The 16,914-nt window shown below is 55.1% G+C and carries 16 protein-coding genes; 10 read left to right on the forward strand and 6 right to left on the reverse strand.

Annotation, left to right across the window (positions count from 1 at the left end; translation table 11 throughout):
* Nucleotides 1–10: 10 nt before the first annotated feature.
* Both aceE and pdhR read right to left on the reverse strand, forming a co-directional pair.
* Entirely contained in the window at nucleotides 11–2,674 is a 2,664-nt protein-coding gene (gene aceE, locus SK54_RS19600) for a pyruvate dehydrogenase (acetyl-transferring), homodimeric type (protein ID WP_003856315.1), read from the reverse strand.
* Nucleotides 2,675–2,797: 123 nt separating this feature from the next.
* The gene (gene pdhR, locus SK54_RS19605) at nucleotides 2,798–3,562 is read right to left on the reverse strand and encodes a pyruvate dehydrogenase complex transcriptional repressor PdhR (protein ID WP_015572686.1); all 765 of its coding nucleotides are present in this window, start codon (nucleotides 3,560–3,562) and stop codon (nucleotides 2,798–2,800) included.
* 537 nt (nucleotides 3,563–4,099) lie between these two features.
* Between pdhR and aroP the strand changes: the two genes are divergently transcribed.
* The 3 genes from aroP to SK54_RS19625 all read left to right on the forward strand — a co-directional run bounded on the left by aroP (nucleotide 4,100) and on the right by SK54_RS19625 (nucleotide 7,993).
* Nucleotides 4,100–5,470, forward strand: coding sequence for an aromatic amino acid transporter AroP (aroP, locus tag SK54_RS19615; RefSeq protein WP_015572685.1), 1,371 nt, complete (start codon nucleotides 4,100–4,102; stop codon nucleotides 5,468–5,470).
* 164 nt (nucleotides 5,471–5,634) lie between these two features.
* Nucleotides 5,635–7,032 (forward strand): glycoside-pentoside-hexuronide (GPH):cation symporter, encoded by a 1,398-nt coding sequence (locus tag SK54_RS19620; RefSeq protein ID WP_017383771.1) that lies wholly within the window; start codon nucleotides 5,635–5,637, stop codon nucleotides 7,030–7,032.
* A gap of 10 nt (nucleotides 7,033–7,042) precedes the next feature.
* A complete protein-coding gene (locus SK54_RS19625) occupies nucleotides 7,043–7,993 on the forward strand; it encodes a glycoside hydrolase family 43 protein (RefSeq protein WP_048247816.1) in 951 nt (316 codons plus the stop codon).
* Nucleotides 7,994–8,011: 18 nt separating this feature from the next.
* On the opposite strand, the gene ampE is transcribed toward SK54_RS19625, so the two are convergent.
* The gene (gene ampE, locus SK54_RS19630) at nucleotides 8,012–8,866 is read right to left on the reverse strand and encodes a beta-lactamase regulator AmpE (RefSeq protein ID WP_003856320.1); all 855 of its coding nucleotides are present in this window, start codon (nucleotides 8,864–8,866) and stop codon (nucleotides 8,012–8,014) included.
* The gene (gene ampD / locus SK54_RS19635; protein WP_023295921.1) at nucleotides 8,863–9,426 is read right to left on the reverse strand and encodes a 1,6-anhydro-N-acetylmuramyl-L-alanine amidase AmpD; all 564 of its coding nucleotides are present in this window, start codon (nucleotides 9,424–9,426) and stop codon (nucleotides 8,863–8,865) included. Before ampD ends, ampE begins: the two co-directional genes overlap by 4 nt.
* Nucleotides 9,427–9,513: 87 nt before the next feature.
* Here ampD and nadC point away from each other — a divergent pair, with 87 nt between their 5' ends.
* From nadC to hofC, 4 genes are all read left to right on the forward strand, one after another.
* Nucleotides 9,514–10,407: a carboxylating nicotinate-nucleotide diphosphorylase gene (gene nadC / locus SK54_RS19640; RefSeq protein ID WP_015572681.1), complete on the forward strand. Its 894-nt coding sequence runs from the start codon at nucleotides 9,514–9,516 to the stop codon at nucleotides 10,405–10,407.
* A gap of 174 nt (nucleotides 10,408–10,581) precedes the next feature.
* Nucleotides 10,582–11,019 carry a prepilin peptidase-dependent pilin gene (ppdD, locus tag SK54_RS19645; RefSeq protein WP_017383774.1) on the forward strand — a complete coding sequence of 146 codons (438 nt, stop codon included), beginning with the start codon at nucleotides 10,582–10,584 and terminating at the stop codon, nucleotides 11,017–11,019.
* Nucleotides 11,020–11,031: 12 nt separating this feature from the next.
* Complete coding sequence (gene gspE, locus SK54_RS19650; protein ID WP_048247818.1) at nucleotides 11,032–12,411, forward strand: type II secretion system protein GspE; 1,380 nt, start codon at nucleotides 11,032–11,034, stop codon at nucleotides 12,409–12,411.
* Nucleotides 12,401–13,585, forward strand: a complete 1,185-nt coding sequence (gene hofC, locus SK54_RS19655; protein ID WP_048247820.1) for a protein transport protein HofC — start codon at nucleotides 12,401–12,403, stop codon at nucleotides 13,583–13,585. The genes gspE and hofC overlap by 11 nt, the downstream gene beginning before the upstream one ends.
* Nucleotides 13,586–13,616: 31 nt before the next feature.
* On the opposite strand, the gene SK54_RS19660 is transcribed toward hofC, so the two are convergent.
* Nucleotides 13,617–14,660 carry a GMP reductase gene (locus tag SK54_RS19660; protein ID WP_017383777.1) on the reverse strand — a complete coding sequence of 348 codons (1,044 nt, stop codon included), beginning with the start codon at nucleotides 14,658–14,660 and terminating at the stop codon, nucleotides 13,617–13,619.
* A gap of 228 nt (nucleotides 14,661–14,888) precedes the next feature.
* On the opposite strand from SK54_RS19660, the gene coaE reads away from it, so the two are divergent.
* From coaE to yacG, 3 genes are read left to right on the forward strand one after another with little or no spacing between them, the layout of a single operon-like run.
* Nucleotides 14,889–15,509, forward strand: a complete 621-nt coding sequence (gene coaE / locus SK54_RS19665) for a dephospho-CoA kinase (RefSeq protein ID WP_032103181.1) — start codon at nucleotides 14,889–14,891, stop codon at nucleotides 15,507–15,509.
* Nucleotides 15,509–16,252, forward strand: coding sequence for a cell division protein ZapD (gene zapD / locus SK54_RS19670; RefSeq protein WP_032103180.1), 744 nt, complete (start codon nucleotides 15,509–15,511; stop codon nucleotides 16,250–16,252). The genes coaE and zapD overlap by 1 nt, the downstream gene beginning before the upstream one ends.
* A 9-nt stretch (nucleotides 16,253–16,261) precedes the next feature.
* On the forward strand, nucleotides 16,262–16,456 hold the full coding sequence (gene yacG, locus SK54_RS19675) for a DNA gyrase inhibitor YacG (protein WP_015572675.1): 195 nt from the start codon (nucleotides 16,262–16,264) through the stop codon (nucleotides 16,454–16,456).
* A 34-nt stretch (nucleotides 16,457–16,490) separates the two neighbouring features.
* Here yacG and mutT read toward each other — a convergent pair whose 3' ends face one another.
* Complete coding sequence (mutT, locus tag SK54_RS19680) at nucleotides 16,491–16,883, reverse strand: 8-oxo-dGTP diphosphatase MutT (RefSeq protein WP_026094401.1); 393 nt, start codon at nucleotides 16,881–16,883, stop codon at nucleotides 16,491–16,493.
* Between the last annotated feature and the right edge of the window lie 31 nt (nucleotides 16,884–16,914).

Here is a 16,914-nt window from a genome sequence, read left to right on the forward strand (position 1 = left end):
CTTTTACCTCTTACGCCAGACGCGGGTTAACTTTATCTGCATCGATGTTGAATTTGGTGATTGCGTCTGCAACCACTTTCTTATCGATTTCGCCACGTTTAGCCAGTTCGCCCAGTGCTGCTACTACCACGTAGGAAGCATCAACTTCGAAGTGGTGACGCAGGTTTTCGCGGCTGTCAGAACGACCGAAGCCGTCAGTACCCAGTACGCGATAATCATCAGCTGGAACGTAAGTACGAACCTGCTCAGCGAACAGTTTCATATAGTCAGTAGACGCCACCGCTGGCGCGTCGTTCATCACCTGAGCGATGTACGGAACGCGTGGGGTTTCCATTGGGTGCAGCATGTTCCAGCGCTCACAATCCTGGCCATCACGCGCCAGTTCAGTGAAGGAGGTAACAGAGTACACATCGGAACCCACACCGTAGTCTTTCGCCAGGATCTGCGCTGCTTCACGAACGTGACGCAGGATAGAACCGGAGCCCAGCAGCTGAACTTTACCTTTGCTACCTTCGATGGTTTCGAGTTTGTAGATACCTTTACGGATACCTTCCTCGGCACCTGCTGGCATTGCCGGCATGTGGTAGTTTTCGTTCAGGGTGGTGATGTAGTAGTAAATATTCTCTTGCGCTTCACCGTACATGCGCTGCAAGCCGTCATGCATGATGACTGCCACTTCGTACGCGTAAGACGGGTCGTAAGAGATACAGTTAGGGATAGTCAGAGACTGAATGTGGCTGTGACCATCTTCGTGCTGTAGACCTTCACCGTTCAGGGTCGTACGACCAGAAGTACCACCGATCAGGAAGCCGCGAGCCTGCTGGTCGCCTGCCTGCCAGCACAGGTCACCGATACGCTGGAACCCGAACATGGAGTAGTAGATGTAGAACGGGATCATCGGCAGGTTGTTGGTGCTGTAAGAAGTCGCAGCAGCCAGCCAGGATGCGCCTGCACCCAGTTCGTTGATACCTTCCTGAAGGATCTGACCTTTCTCGTCTTCTTTGTAGTATGCAACCTGCTCACGGTCCTGCGGGGTGTACTGCTGACCGTTCGGGCTGTAGATACCGATCTGACGGAACAGACCTTCCATACCGAAAGTACGCGCTTCGTCGGCGATGATTGGAACCAGACGATCTTTGATCGACTTGTTCTTCAGCATCACGTTCAGGGCACGAACGAAAGCGATAGTGGTAGAGATCTCTTTGTTCTGCTCTTCCAGCAGCTGAGAGAAATCTTCCAGCGCTGGCAGTTCCAGCTTCTCGGTGAAGTTAGGCTGACGAGCAGGCAGGTAGCCTTTCAGCGCCTGACGACGTTCGTGCAGGTACTTGTGCTCTTCAGAACCTTCCGGGAAGGTGATGTAAGACAGTTTTTCTACCTGCTCATCGGTCACTGGAACGTTGAAACGATCGCGGATATAACGCACGCCGTCCATGTTCATTTTCTTAACCTGGTGAGCGATGTTTTTACCTTCTGCGGTATCACCCATGCCGTAACCTTTAATGGTGTGGGCCAGGATCACAGTCGCTTTACCTTTGGTTTCACGCGCTTTTTTCAGTGCAGCGTAAACTTTCTTCGGATCGTGACCACCGCGGTTCAGCGCCCAGATCTGCTCGTCAGTCCAGTCTGCAACCAGGGCTGCGGTTTCAGGATATTTGCCGAAGAAGTGCTCACGAACGTAGGCACCGTCTTTGGATTTGAAGGTCTGGTAGTCGCCGTCAACGGTTTCGTTCATCAGCTGGATCAGTTTACCGCTGGTGTCTTTACGCAGCAGCTCATCCCAACGACCGCCCCACATCACTTTGATCACGTTCCAGCCAGCACCTGCGAAGATGCCTTCCAGTTCGTTGATGATCTTGCCGTTACCGGTTACCGGACCATCCAGACGTTGCAGGTTACAGTTGATGATGAAGCACAGGTTGTCCAGCTTCTCACGGGTCGCGATGGTGATCGCGCCTTTAGATTCTGGCTCATCCATTTCACCGTCGCCCAGGAAGGCGTAAACGGTCTGCTCAGAGGTGTCTTTCAGACCACGGTGTTCCAGGTACTTCAGGAATTTAGCCTGATAGATCGCACCGATTGGACCCAGACCCATAGATACGGTCGGGAACTGCCAGAACTCAGGCATCAGTTTAGGGTGCGGGTAAGAAGACAGACCCTTACCGTGAACTTCCTGACGGAAGTTGTTCATCTGCTCTTCAGTCAGACGACCTTCCAGGAAGGCACGTGCATAGATGCCCGGAGAGATGTGGCCCTGGAAGTACACCAGATCGCCGCCATCTTTCTCGTTAGCTGCACGGAAGAAGTGGTTGAAGCACACTTCGTAAATGGTCGCAGAAGACTGGAAGGACGCCATGTGGCCACCCAGTTCCAGGTCCTTCTTGGATGCGCGCAGAACGGTCATGATGGCGTTCCAGCGGATAGCAGAACGGATACGGCGTTCCAGATCCAGATTGCCCGGGTATTCCGGTTCGTCTTCGACGGCAATCGTGTTTACGTAGTTGCTAGCCCCTGCACCTGAAGCCACTTTCACGCCGCCTTTGCGTGCTTCTGAAAGCAGCTGATCAATCAGATACTGAGCGCGCTCAACACCTTCTTCACGGATGACCGATTCGATCGCCTGTAGCCAGTCGCGAGTTTCGATCGGATCCACGTCATTTTGGAGACGTTCTGACATGGGGGTATTCCTTATCTATCTAATACGTTGATTTGTCTGGAACCTGTCCCATTGTATTTTCGCCAGAAAACACAATAAGACAGGTTCTGCGTTTAGTTGCCGCGCTCTAAAAGTACCTGGCGCTTAATCCTTTCGTTGCTGTATGCGGCGTAATGAACGTTCGCGACGCGATTGTTCACGGCTGCGGTCCAGCAAGATTTCCTCAATGAAAGCCAGATGGCGGTGCGACGCTTCGCGCGCCTGCTCCGGTTCCCCGGCCATTATCGCCTCGAATACTCGGGTGCGATGGTTGCTTACCAGCGGGAGCATCTCCCGACGGGCATACAACAATTCAAAATTCTGACGAACGTTCTGGGCCAGCATCGGCTCCATGCAGCGTAGCAGATGGAGGAGCACCACGTTGTGCGCCGCTTCGGTGACGGCAATTTGATACTGGACGACGGCATTGGACTCGGCGTCTAAATCGCCGGACTGCTGTGCCCGTTCAATGGCCTGATGCAGCTCGCGAATACGTACGCGGTCTTCATCAGTGCTGCGAAGGGCGGCGTAATAAGCCGCGATACCTTCCAGCGCGTGACGGGTCTCAAGCAGATCAAACTGGGATTCTGGGTGGTCAGAGAGAAGTTCTACCAGCGGGTCGCTGAAGCTCTGCCACAGGCTGTTTTGCACAAAGGTTCCGCCACCCTGGCGACGGAGCAACAGGCCCTTTGCTTCGAGACGTTGAATCGCCTCACGCAGAGAGGGGCGTGAAACGTCGAACTGTTTTGCCAGCTCGCGTTCTGGCGGGAGTTTCTCGCCCGGGCGCAGTGTCCCTTCGAGAATCAAAAACTCCAGCTGCTGCTCAATCACATCGGAAAGTTTTGGTTGGCGAATTTTGCTGTAGGCCATATTCCCTGTCTTACGCCTTTTTGCCCGGAGTCAATTGGTCTTACCAATTTCATGTTCGTATCGCTAAAGTAACAAAGTATTCACCTTCTGTCCATATTGGTTTTGATTGAAATCAGTAAACCCGGCACATTTTAACAACCTTACAGAACTAACGTTTCAGGAATGTAACTTTGCACAAATGAAATGGTTACTACCAAAGAGGCAGTTTTAACCATAATGAAACGAGGGTTTTTGCAATCTGAAGCGATTCAACAAAGCAAAAAATGAAAATTCGCCCTCTTCTGACGCATTTCTATTCTATAGGTTGGGGTATGAGGGGTTAACGTACCGATTTACAATTGGTTTCTTTTTATTCAAGTCGTCTTCATCCCTTCATAAAGCAGGTGCATTCGCTGGCACTTACCACTATTCTTGCGCTAACGGAAGCCATCTCCGCTTTTTTCGGTATCGTTAACCGTAAAGAAATAAATACAGAATATGGACTTTCATAATTACACACGCACAGCGTGAACATAACAACCACACACGAGGTTTCAAATGGAAGCTCAACAGCATGGCGATCAGCTAAAGCGCGGCCTTAAAAACCGCCATATACAGCTCATCGCCCTGGGCGGTGCTATTGGTACTGGCCTGTTTCTGGGCAGTGCATCGGTTATCCAGTCGGCCGGTCCGGGCATTATTCTGGGGTACGCGATTGCGGGTTTTATTGCATTTCTGATTATGCGCCAGTTAGGTGAAATGGTTGTTGAGGAGCCGGTCGCAGGCTCATTCAGCCACTTCGCCTATAAATACTGGGGCAGCTTCGCAGGTTTCGCCTCGGGGTGGAACTACTGGGTTCTGTACGTTCTGGTTGCCATGGCCGAGCTGACCGCCGTTGGGAAATACATTCAGTTCTGGTACCCGGAGATCCCCACCTGGGCGTCTGCGGCGGCCTTCTTCGTCATTATCAATGCCATTAACCTGACCAACGTAAAAGTGTTTGGTGAGATGGAGTTCTGGTTTGCCATCATCAAAGTGATTGCCGTTGTAGCGATGATCATCTTCGGCGGCTGGCTGCTGTTCAGCGGCAACGGCGGTCCGCAGGCCACCGTGCGCAACCTTTGGGAGCAAGGCGGGTTCCTGCCGCACGGCATGACCGGTCTGGTGATGATGATGGCAATAATCATGTTCTCCTTCGGCGGTCTGGAGCTGGTGGGCATCACCGCCGCGGAAGCCGACAACCCGGAGCAGAGCATCCCGAAAGCCACAAACCAGGTTATCTACCGTATTCTGATCTTCTATGTGGGCTCCCTGGCGGTCCTGCTCTCCCTGCTGCCATGGACGCGCGTGACGGCGGATACCAGCCCGTTTGTGCTCATCTTCCACGAGCTGGGCGACACCTTCGTGGCGAACGCGCTCAACGTCGTGGTGCTGACCGCCGCGCTCTCCGTTTATAACAGCTGCGTTTACTGCAACAGCCGTATGCTGTTCGGCCTGGCGCAACAGGGCAACGCACCGAAAGCGCTGCTTACCGTTGATAAGCGTGGCGTACCGGTTAATACCATCATCGTGTCGGCGGTCGTGACGGCGCTGTGCGTTCTGATTAACTACCTGGCACCGGAATCTGCCTTCGGTCTGCTGATGGCGCTGGTGGTTTCCGCGCTGGTGATTAACTGGGCGATGATTAGCCTCGCGCACATCAAGTTCCGCCGCGCCAAGCACCAGCAGGGCGTAACCACGCGCTTCCCTGCCCTGCTCTATCCGCTGGGGAACTGGGTTTGCCTGCTGTTCATGGCAGCTGTGCTGGTCATCATGCTCATCACCCCAGGCATGGCGATTTCCGTCTACCTGATCCCGGTCTGGATTGCGATCCTCGGCGTGGGTTATATGGTGAAACAGAAAAATGCCAAAACGGTGAAAGCGCACTAAGTGTTTTCTCGCTGTACTCGCGGTTGCGGGTACAGCGTCTTGTTACCTTCCTCACAAATTCGCGCCCACAGCAAAATCCTCCATATCACCGCCTTTATATTGCAACGCATATATTCGTTTGCCAGCGAATAATTCTCTCCATACCGAAACCCGGAGAGCTGTCGATGAATAACAACAAACTGTCAGTAAAAGAAAAGATCGGCTATGGCATGGGTGACGCCGGATGCAACATTATCTTTGGCGCCATCATGTTATTTGTTAACTACTTTTATACGGATATTTTTGGTCTGGCTCCTGCACTGGTTGGCGTTTTACTCCTGTCCGTACGCGTCATTGATGCCGTCACGGACCCAATTATGGGCGCGATTGCCGACCGTACCCGCAGCAAATATGGCCGGTTTCGTCCATGGCTGCTGTGGATTGCCTTCCCCTACGCGCTGTTCAGCATCCTGATGTTTACCACGCCTGACTGGAGCTATAACAGCAAAGTTATCTATGCCTTTGTCACCTACTTCCTGCTGTCGCTGACCTATACCGCCATCAACATTCCGTACTGTTCGCTCGGCGGCGTGATCACCAACGACCCGAAGGAGCGCGTTGCCTGCCAGTCCTACCGTTTTGTTATGGTTGGTATCGCCACGCTGCTGCTGTCGCTAACGCTCCTGCCGATGGCCGACTGGTTCGGTGGGGATAACAAAGCCAAAGGCTACCAGATGGCAATGACCGTGCTGGCGCTGATTGGAACCTGTATGTTCCTGTTCTGCTTCGCCACCGTGCGCGAGCGCGTGCGTCCGGCGGTGCAAACTCATGACGAACTGAAAAACGACCTGAAAGACGTGTGGAAGAATGACCAGTGGGTGCGGATCCTGCTGTTAACGCTGTGCAACGTCTGCCCTGGCTTTATCCGCATGGCGGCCACCATGTATTACGTTACCTGGGTCATGGGGCAAAGCACCCATTTCGCCACGCTGTTTATCAGCCTGGGCGTGGTCGGCATGATGTTCGGCAGTATGCTGGCGAAAGTGCTGACCGACCGCTGGTGTAAGCTGAAGGTCTTCTTCTGGACCAACATCGTGCTGGCGATTTTCTCCTGCGCCTTCTACTTCTTCGACCCGAAAGCGACGACAACCATTGTCGTGCTCTACGTCCTGCTGAACATCCTGCACCAGATCCCATCCCCGCTGCACTGGTCCCTGATGGCCGACGTGGACGACTACGGTGAATGGAAAACCGGGAAACGCATCACCGGGATCAGCTTCTCCGGCAACATCTTCTTCCTGAAACTGGGTCTGGCGATTGCCGGGGCAATGGTCGGCTTCCTGCTCTCCTGGTACGGCTACGACGCGGGCGCAAAAGCGCAGAGCGCGGACGCCATTAACGGCATCGTGCTGCTGTTTACCGTCATTCCCGGCATTGGATACTTAATTACCGCGGGCGTAGTACGTCTGCTGAAAGTGGACCGTGAGACCATGAAGCAGATCCAGTCCGATCTGGAAAAGCGTCGCACCAACTATCGCGAGCTGAACGATTATCAGGAACTCAAAGCCGCTGAGACTAAATAAGGAAAGCCGAATGCAAACCTGGCAAAACCCGTTTATTGAACAACGCGCCGACCCGTATATCCTGCGTCACGATGGGCAATATTACTTTATCGCCTCCGTACCGGAGTACGATCGGCTGGCGATCCGCCGCGCGGACTCGCTGGAAGGTTTACGCGATGCCGAAGAGGTGGTTGTCTGGCGCAAGCCCGACACCGGCCCGATGAGCCAGCTGATCTGGGCGCCGGAACTGCATCATATCGACGGCAGGTGGTACATCTATTTTGCCGCCACGCATACCCAGGCGCTCGATCAGCTCGGGATGTTCCAGCATCGCATGTTTGCCATTGAATGCGCAGATCGCGATCCGCTTACCGGTACGTGGGTGGAAAAAGGGCAAATCAAAACCCCGTTTGACACCTTCGCGCTGGATGCCACCACCTTTGTTCATCAGGGTAAACGCTGGTATCTGTGGGCGCAAAAAGCCCCGGATATTTCCGGTAATTCCAATCTTTACCTGTGTGAAATGGAAAATCCGTGGACGCTGAAAGGCGAGCCGGTGATGCTCAGTAAACCGGAATATGACTGGGAGTGCCGCGGGTTCTGGGTCAACGAAGGCCCGGCGGTGCTGTTCCATGGCGATAAGCTGTTTATCAGCTATTCCGCCAGCGCCACCGACGAGAACTACTGCATGGGATTACTGTGGGCAGACCTGAATGCCGATCCGCAAAACCCGGCTAACTGGCATAAATCCCCGCGCCCGGTGTTTGTCACCAGCTACGAAAACCGTCAGTATGGGCCAGGCCATAACAGCTTTACGCAGACGCCGGAAGGCGAAGATGTGCTGGTCTACCACGCGCGAAACTACACTGAAATTGAAGGCGATCCGCTTTACGATCCCAATCGCCATACTCGCCTGAAACTCCTCCGCTGGAACGAAAACGGGATGCCTGACTTCGGCATCCCGCCCGCGGATACGCCGTAACGGCTTCGGCGCGCTGGGTCAGACCAGCGTGCCGTAAATCGTCAGCAGCGCCACAATCACCACCACCACAAAGGATGTTTTCTTCGCCATCGAGACGGCAGCTTTTGGCGTTGCGACTTTGTCCGTGTGCGGCTCACGCGCCAGCGAGAACTGTGCCAGTCGGGTTAAAACCTGATACTGCGAGGTATGGCGGTCTGCAAGGGAGACAAACCACGCGGGCAGCGCCTTTTCACCGTGACCGATGAGGGCATAGACCACGCCTACCAGACGCACCGGAAGCCAGTCGAGCACGTGCAGGATGGCATCAATGCCGGACTGTAGACGTTCATGCGGCGTAAGATAGCGGGCAAGCCAGGTCTGCCAGGCGCGCAGGAACGCATAACCCATCAGCAGTACCGGCCCCCAGGGTCCGCCCACCACGAACCAGAACAGCGGCGCCAGGTAGTAACGGAAGTTAATCCACAGCAGCGCGTTTTGCAGCTCCCGCAGAAACTCGCGTTCATCGCAATCCGGCGGTACGCCGTGGATCATCGTCAACTCGCTCGCCATCGCGCCGCGCGCGTGGGCATCATCCCGGGAAGCGGCTTTCAGATACGCGTGATAGTGCAAACGCACCTTGCCCGCGCCAATACACAGCACGCCGAGCAGGATCCACACCACCAGCAGCGGCACGTTGAAAAAGAGGCCGTAAAGCGAGCGCAGCAACAGGAACGTAATCGCCATCACGCCTGCCGCCATTAGCAGCGTGCGCAGCATGGAAAAATGCCTGATGCGGCGGAATAACACCTCCAGCCGATGATCCAGATGCCAGTGCTCGCCGAGCTTAAACAGGCGTTCAGCGATCATAACCAGCAGCATGGTAAACAACGTCATGTTATCTCCTTATCTGACGACGTGGTAAGCATGGCGTGAAACCGGGACCAGTCAAACGCCGGGCCGGGGTCGGTTTTTCTTTCGGGGGCGATGTCGCTGTGCCCTGTAATATTGTCTGCAATGGCGGGATAGCGCCCGATTAACGTTTGCGTTACAGCAACCAGTTTCTCATATTGCGCATCGGTGTAAGGCGTGGTGTCCGTTCCTTCCAGTTCAATTCCAATGGAGAAATCATTGCACCGCTCGCGCCCCTGATACATCGACACGCCGGCATGCCAGGCTCGCTTATCAAAAGGAACATACTGAACCACTTCGCCATCACGACGGATCAGACAGTGCGCCGATACGCGCAGATGCGCAATCTCAGCAAAGAAGGGATGGACATCGGGATCTATCGTTCCAGTGAATAACGCATCGATCCACGGACCGCCAAACTCACCCGGCGGGAGACTAATATTGTGAACCACCAGCAGTGTGGGCTTTTCATCCTCCGGGCGGCAGTCGTGGTGCGGCGACGGTACATGCCGCGCGTCCACCAGCCATCCGTTTTCTAACAACATGCTGGAACTCCTTATCTATGGTGCTGTTACTCGGTTCAGAGTAGCATGTTTCAATATTATGATTCGTTACCAATTTGGAGTTTTATCATGCCGCCTCGCCGCTATAACCCCGACCACCGACGTGACGCGCTTCTGGAACGTATTAATAGTGATATCCCGGCAAGCGTTGCCCATGCCCTGAAAGAAGATCTCGGCGGCGACGTCAGCGCCGATAACGATATTACCGCCCAATTGTTGCCAAAAGAGACACGCTCGCATGCGGTGATCATCACCCGCGAAGCGGGGGTTTTCTGCGGCAAACGCTGGGTTGAAGAGGTCTTTACCCAGCTGGCAGGCGACGAGGTGCAGGTAACATGGCACGTTGAAGACGGTGATGCGGTCACGGCGAATCAGCCACTGTTCGAGCTGGACGGCCCGTCCCGCGTCTTGCTGACCGGTGAACGCACCGCGCTCAATTTTGTGCAAACGCTCTCTGGCGTTGCCAGTGAAGTACGCCGCTACGTTGACCTGCTGGCAGGCACCCGCACGCAGCTGCTGGATACCCGTAAAACCCTGCCGGGCCTGCGGACCGCGCTGAAATACGCGGTACTCTGCGGTGGCGGCGCCAACCATCGTCTGGGGCTATCCGATGCCTTCCTGATCAAAGAGAACCACATTATTGCCTCTGGCTCGGTGCGTCAGGCCGTGGAAAAAGCCTTCTGGCTACATCCGGATGTGCCGGTCGAAGTGGAAGTGGAAACGCTGGAGGAGCTGGACGAGGCCATTAAAGCGGGGGCTGACATCATCATGCTCGATAACTTCGACACGGAGCAGATGCGTGAAGCGGTCAAACGCACAAACGGCCAGGCGCAGCTTGAGGTGTCCGGCAACGTGACGTTCGACACCATCCGCGAATTTGCTGAAACCGGCGTCGATTACATCTCCGTTGGCGCCCTGACCAAGCACGTCCGCGCCCTCGACCTCTCGATGCGCTTCAAATAAATTAGCCTCCCCTCTCCGCCCGGAGAGGGGAAATACGAAACCGCTCGCAATTACGCTGTCCTTCTCTGCAACACTGAATCATTTCCCTGAAAGCCCCTTCACGTTTACGCTTTTGTCCCTCGTTTCTGCATGCTGGCACTGCCACAGTAGCGCCACTTAACGTAAGGAGCAGACATGAACAGACAACAAGGATTTACCCTGATTGAGCTAATGGTGGTCATTGGCATTATTGCCATCCTGAGCGCCATTGGCGTTCCGGCCTATCAGAACTACCTGCGAAAAGCGGCGCTCACCGATATGCTGCAAACGTTCATCCCCTACCGCACCGCCATTGAGCTTTGCGCCCTGGATCGTGGTGGTGTGGATCGCTGCGACGCAGGCACCAATGGCATCCCCTCCCCGACAACCACACGTTACGTTTCAGCGATGAGCGTGGCGAAGGGGGTCGTATCGTTAACAGGGCAGGAAAGCCTTAACGGACTTGAAGTGCTCATGACACCGATCTGGAGCGACGGTAACGGAATGACGGGCTGGACGCGTGACTGCAAAATTGCGTCCGACACGGCGCTCAGACAAGCCTGTGAAGATGTTTTCCGCTTCGATAACAACTGACAGGAGTGGACAATGAATACTGAACAGCTTATGACGCTCTGTCAGCGCCATCACGCACTGCTACTCGCAAGCGACACCGACATGATCAGCATTGCGGTAGTGGGTAATCCTGCCTCTGAGCTGATGGAAGCGTTACGCTTCGCCACGCAGAAACGTATTGATATTGAGTGCTGGACGGCCGAACGGATGGAAAAACGGCTTCAGTCCCTCTCATCATCACACCTGCCGGGCATAGCGCCAAACTCAGCCGCTGACGTGCTCAGTACAACCTTGCAGCAGGCAGTAAACCAGCGGGCTTCTGACATCCATATTGAACCGACGGAGCACGGCTACCAAATCCGTTTGCGAATCGACGGTGTTCTCTACCCGCAACTGCCGATCTCTGCCACCCTCGGGACGACGCTTGCCGCACGCCTGAAGGTGCTGGGTCAACTGGATATTGCGGAGCGCCGGCTGCCGCAGGACGGCCAGTTTACGGTGGAGCTGGCAAGCGTCCCCGTCTCTTTTCGTATCGCAACCCTTCCCTGTAGCGGTGGAGAAAAAATCGTGCTTCGTCTGCTTCACCAGGTACAGCAGGCACTGGAGCTTGAACAGCTGGGGATGAGCGCAGACCAGCAGGCCCGTTTTGCCGGGGCGCTTAACAGCCCTCAGGGGTTGATTCTTGTCACCGGCCCGACCGGTAGCGGGAAAACGGTGACGCTGTACAGCGCGTTACAGGCGCGAAATACCCCTGACGTCAATATTTGCAGCGTGGAAGATCCCGTTGAAATCCCGCTTGCTGGCTTAAACCAGACGCAGATTAATCCGCGCGCGGGGCTGACCTTCCAGAGCGTGCTGCGTGCCCTGCTCAGGCAGGATCCTGACATCATTATGGTGGGTGAAATTCGTGACGGCGAAACGGCAGAAATTGCCATTAAGGCGGCGCAAACCGGGCATCTGGTGCTGTCCACCCTCCATACTAACTCGACGACTGAAACGCTGGTGCGGTTGCAACAGATGGGCGTCGCGCGCTGGATGATCTCATCGGCGCTCTCGATGGTCATTGCCCAGCGGCTGGTGCGCCGTTTATGCCCGTACTGCCGACAGGAAGCCAGCCGCCACACCGAATTACCCCGCACGCTGTGGCCCCGGCCGCTTCCTCGCTGGCAACCCACCGGCTGCGATCGCTGCTACCACGGTTTTTATGGTCGCGTAGCCATTTTTGAAGTGCTCGTCATCGACGACACGCTGCGGCAGGCCATCGCCAGCGGAGCAAGCACGGAGGTGATTGGGTCCAGCGCTCGTCAGGCGGGAATGACCTCTTTGTTTGAGCATGGCTGCATGGCCGTAGAGCAAGGGCTGACCACGCTCGAAGAGCTGTTGCGCGTTCTGGGAATGCCCGATGGCTGCTAATTCACTCTGGCGCTGGCGTGCCCTGACCACCGAGGGGGAGGTGCAAACCGGCACCCTCTGGGCCATCGACCGTAACGCAGCTTACACGGCTCTGGTGCTTAAACAGCTGCACCCGCTGGCGCTGAAACGCTGCCAGCAGCGCCACCGATGGCAGGTGCAGCACTGCTACGATATTTTTCGCCAGCTCGCCACGCTGCTACAGGCCGGACTCACGCTGTCCCAAAGCCTGCACATGCTGGCGGAACAGCATCCTTTGCAGCACTGGCAGGCGCTGCTGCACAGTCTTGCGGATGACCTGAGCGAAGGTTGCGCCCTGTCAGAGGCCATGAAGAAATGGCCAGAGGTGTTTAGCCCTCTTTATGTCTCAATGGTGAAGACGGGTGAGCTGACGGGTAAGCTCGAAGCCTGCTGCCGTCAGCTTGCGCAGCAACAAAAATCCCAGCAGCAGCTCAGTGCGAAGGTGAAGAAAGCGCTGCGCTATCCGCTGATCATCCTGACGCTGGCCGTTTTCGTGGTGCTGGCGATGGTCACGCTGGTTTTGCCTGAGTTTGCTGCAATCTACAAAACGTTCAACACCCCGCTCCCTTTGCTCACGCAGGCAGTCATGGGGCTGGCGGCCCTGGTTCAGGCGCATATCCTCACCCTTTTGACCCTGCTCGTGGCAATGGTTGTCATCGCCTGTAAGCTGCGGCGGCATCCACGCTGGCAGTATGTCTTGTTACACGTACCGGTGATGGGCACGCTGACGCGCGGGCAAAAACTGGGGCAGATTTTTACCGTGCTGTCATTAACCCAGCAGGCCGGAATTGCCTTTTTACAAGGACTGGAGAGTGTGGAAGAGACCGTTGAGAGGGGCTACTGGCAGGAGAAAATCCGTGAGATACGCAGCGATATCGAACAGGGGACGCCCGTGTGGTCCTCCTTCCAGAAGGCCTCTGTTTTTACGCCACTGTGTATTCAGCTCATTCGCACCGGAGAAGTGTCGGGTTCACTGGATGTCATGCTGATGAATCTGGCCCGCCACCATACGGAACAGACATTTCAGCAGGCAGACAATCTGGCGGCGCTTCTTGAGCCTTTGCTACTGGTCGTGACGGGACTGATTATCGGCACGCTGGTGGTGGCAATGTATCTGCCGATTTTCCATCTGGGGGATGCAATGAGCGCGAGGTAATGCTGGCGCACGGGCGCGCCAGCCGTAGCCGTCAGAGGCTATTGAATACGCGGTTTTCCTGCTCCTGAACGCGGATAAACGTCGTGCGTTTCGTCAGCTCTTTCAGGCGGGAAGCACCAACGTAGGTGCAGGCAGAACGCAGACCGCCGAGGATATCGCGCGCCGTGTTTTCGACCGGACCACGCAGTGGCAGCTTAACGGTTTTGCCTTCCGCCGCACGGTATTTTGCGACACCACCCACGTGACGGGTCATCGCGGATTCAGAGCTCATTCCGTAGAACAGCATGAATTTCTCGCCGTTCTCTTCCACCACGGTACCGCCGCTCTCTTCGTGGCCTGCCAGCATGCCGCCGAGCATCACGAAGTCCGCGCCGCCGCCGAAGGCTTTCGCGACATCACCTGGCATAGTGCAGCCACCGTCGCTGATGATTTGGCCGCCCAGACCGTGTGCAGCGTCAGCGCATTCAATTACCGCAGACAGCTGCGGATAACCCACACCGGTTTTCACGCGCGTGGTGCAAACGGACCCCGGGCCAATGCCAACTTTTACAATGTCGGCCCCGGAGAGGATCAGCTCTTCACACATTTCACCGGTCACCACGTTGCCCGCGATGATGGTTTTGGTTGGCCAGGCCTCACGTGCCTTGCTGACGAACTGAACGAAATGCTCGGAATAACCATTTGCCACGTCAATGCAGACAAAATTCAGCGCTGGATTGGCGTTCAGGATCTGTTTGGTTTTCTCGAAATCTGCATCAGAGGTACCGGTCGAGACCATCACATGCTTCACCACGTCAGCCGAGGCGGAGGCGACAAACGCATCCCACTCTTCAGCGCTGTAGTGTTTGTGTACCGCAGTAAGGATGTCGAATTGCGCCAGTGCGGTCGCCATCTCGAAGGTCCCGACGGTATCCATGTTGGCCGCGATAATCGGCACGCCAGACCACGTCTGACCGGAATGCTTAAAGGTGAATTGACGTTCGAGTTCAACGTCTGAGCGACTTTTCAGTGTAGAGCGTTTAGGGCGGATAAGAACGTCTTTGAAACCTAACTTCAGATCTTCTTCGATACGCATGTGCGGATTCCTGGGGTTAGAGGCAAATATATTAAAAGCACAACTCCAGTGACGCTATCATACGCACTAATACCTGCTCCGCAAGACTGCGAAATTCTCTTTTTTTACGCTACAATCCTATAAATTTACCTGGTAAAAAGCGGGTAAAGAGAGCTAAACATTGGCTGTTGTAAGTTTGAATTTTAAGCAACTGATTTTAAAACTGAATAATTCCCAGGATCTGATTTAATGGGGTATATCGTCGCATTAACCGGCGGCATCGGTAGTGGTAAAAGCACCGTTGCGCACGCGTTTGCTCGTCTCGGCATCACGATTATAGACGCCGATATCATTGCCCGTCAGGTGGTAGAACCCAATACACCCGCCTTAAACGCCATCGAAGCGCATTTTGGTCGCCCCGTGATACAGGCTGACGGCACCCTGAATCGTCGGCAGCTGCGTGAGTGCATATTTTCCGATCCAGCGGAAAAAGCCTGGCTTAATGCCCTGCTCCACCCCATTATCCACCAGGAAACTCAGCGTCAGATTGCCGCAGCCAGTTCGCCCTATGTGTTGTGGGTGGTCCCGTTACTGGTGGAAAATCAGCTTCAAAATAAAGCAGACAGAACGCTGGTGATTGACGTTTCCCGCGAAACGCAAATCCAGAGAACCATGGCGCGTGACCATGTTTCTCGCGAGCATGCTGAACAAATTCTTGCCGCACAGGCCACGCGCGAAGCGCGCCTCGCCATTGCGGATGATGTTATTGATAATAACGGCGCACCAGATGCCATTGCATCGGATGTTGCTCGTCTGCACGCGCAGTATCTGACCTTCGCCGCGCAGGCCGTTGCACAGGAAAAACCATAATGTCGACTCATATCCTTTTTGAGCACCCGCTTAACGAAAAAATGCGTACCTGGCTACGCATAGAATTTCTTATTCAACAGCTTTCACAACATCTGCCTGTCAACGATCACGCCACCGCGCTGCATTTTTTCCGCAACGTGGGCGATCTGCTGGATGTGATTGAACGCGGCGACGTCCGCACTGAGCTGTTGAAAGAGCTGGAGCGCCAGCAGCGTAAATTACAGGCCTGGGCCGAAGTACCGGGCGTGGATCAAAGTCGAATTGACGCTTTACGCAAGCAGCTGAAAAACAGCAGCACGACCCTGATGGCCGCGCCGCGCGTTGGCCAGTTTTTACGAGAGGATCGTCTGATTGCGCTGGTGCGCCAGCGCCTGAGCATACCGGGCGGATGCTGTAGCTTTGACCTGCCAACGCTGCATATGTGGCTGCACATGCCGCAGGAACAGCGCAATCGCCAGGTGAACAGCTGGCTGGGCAGCCTGGAGCCGATGAATCAGACGTTATCCCTGATCCTCGATCTTGTGCGTAACTCTGCCCCGTTCCGCAAACAAACCAGTCTCAACGGTTTCTATCAGGATAACGGCGACGACGCCGATCTTCTGCGCCTGAACCTGTCTCTTGGAGAGCAGCTTTACCCGCAAATTTCCGGGCATAAAAGCCGTTTCGCGATCCGCTTTATGCCGCTGGACAGTGAACATGGCACCGTGCCGGAACGCCTCGATTTTGAACTGGCCTGTTGTTAAGGAGTGCCAATGTCTGACGTAACCACCGTAAACTGCCCAACCTGTGGGAAAACTGTCGTCTGGGGAGACGTAAGTCCATTTCGCCCATTCTGCTGTAAGCGCTGTCAGCTTATAGACCTGGGTGAATGGGCGGCGGAAGAGAAGCGCATTCCGAGCGAAGGCGATCTCTCGGATAGCGATGACTGGAGCGAAAACCAGCAGTAACCTTTGAAGCCTGCTGGCGCTTCGCTTAGCAGGCCTACAGGTTGCCCGTTAGCCGGGATATGACGGGCGCATTTGCCGGAGGAAATTTTTCGGCATCACTCGCGTGAAGCGTAACCCAGCCCCCCGGTTGCCCCTCTTTACCCCACGGTTCACCTTCCCAGCTTTCCACCAGCCAGAACCACAGCGTTATATGACGATCCGGAAACTGGTACTCCAGCTTATCGAACAGCGTTGCGCCAATCGGAGTAATGCCGACCTCTTCCTGAAGCTCGCGCACCAGCGCCTGCTCCGGCGTTTCACCGGATTCAATTTTCCCGCCCGGAAATTCCCATTTGTTGGCCATATGCGCATCGGCGGCACGTTGGGTTATAAAGATCTGGTTTTGCGGGTTGCGAATGATCCCGACAGCAATTTGCAGTGTTTTCATCATGTCACTTCCATAAAAAAGGCGCAGATAT

The organism is Enterobacter sp. MGH120 (assembly GCF_001037725.1).
GTDB classification, from domain to species: Bacteria; Pseudomonadota; Gammaproteobacteria; order Enterobacterales; family Enterobacteriaceae; genus Enterobacter; species Enterobacter hormaechei_C.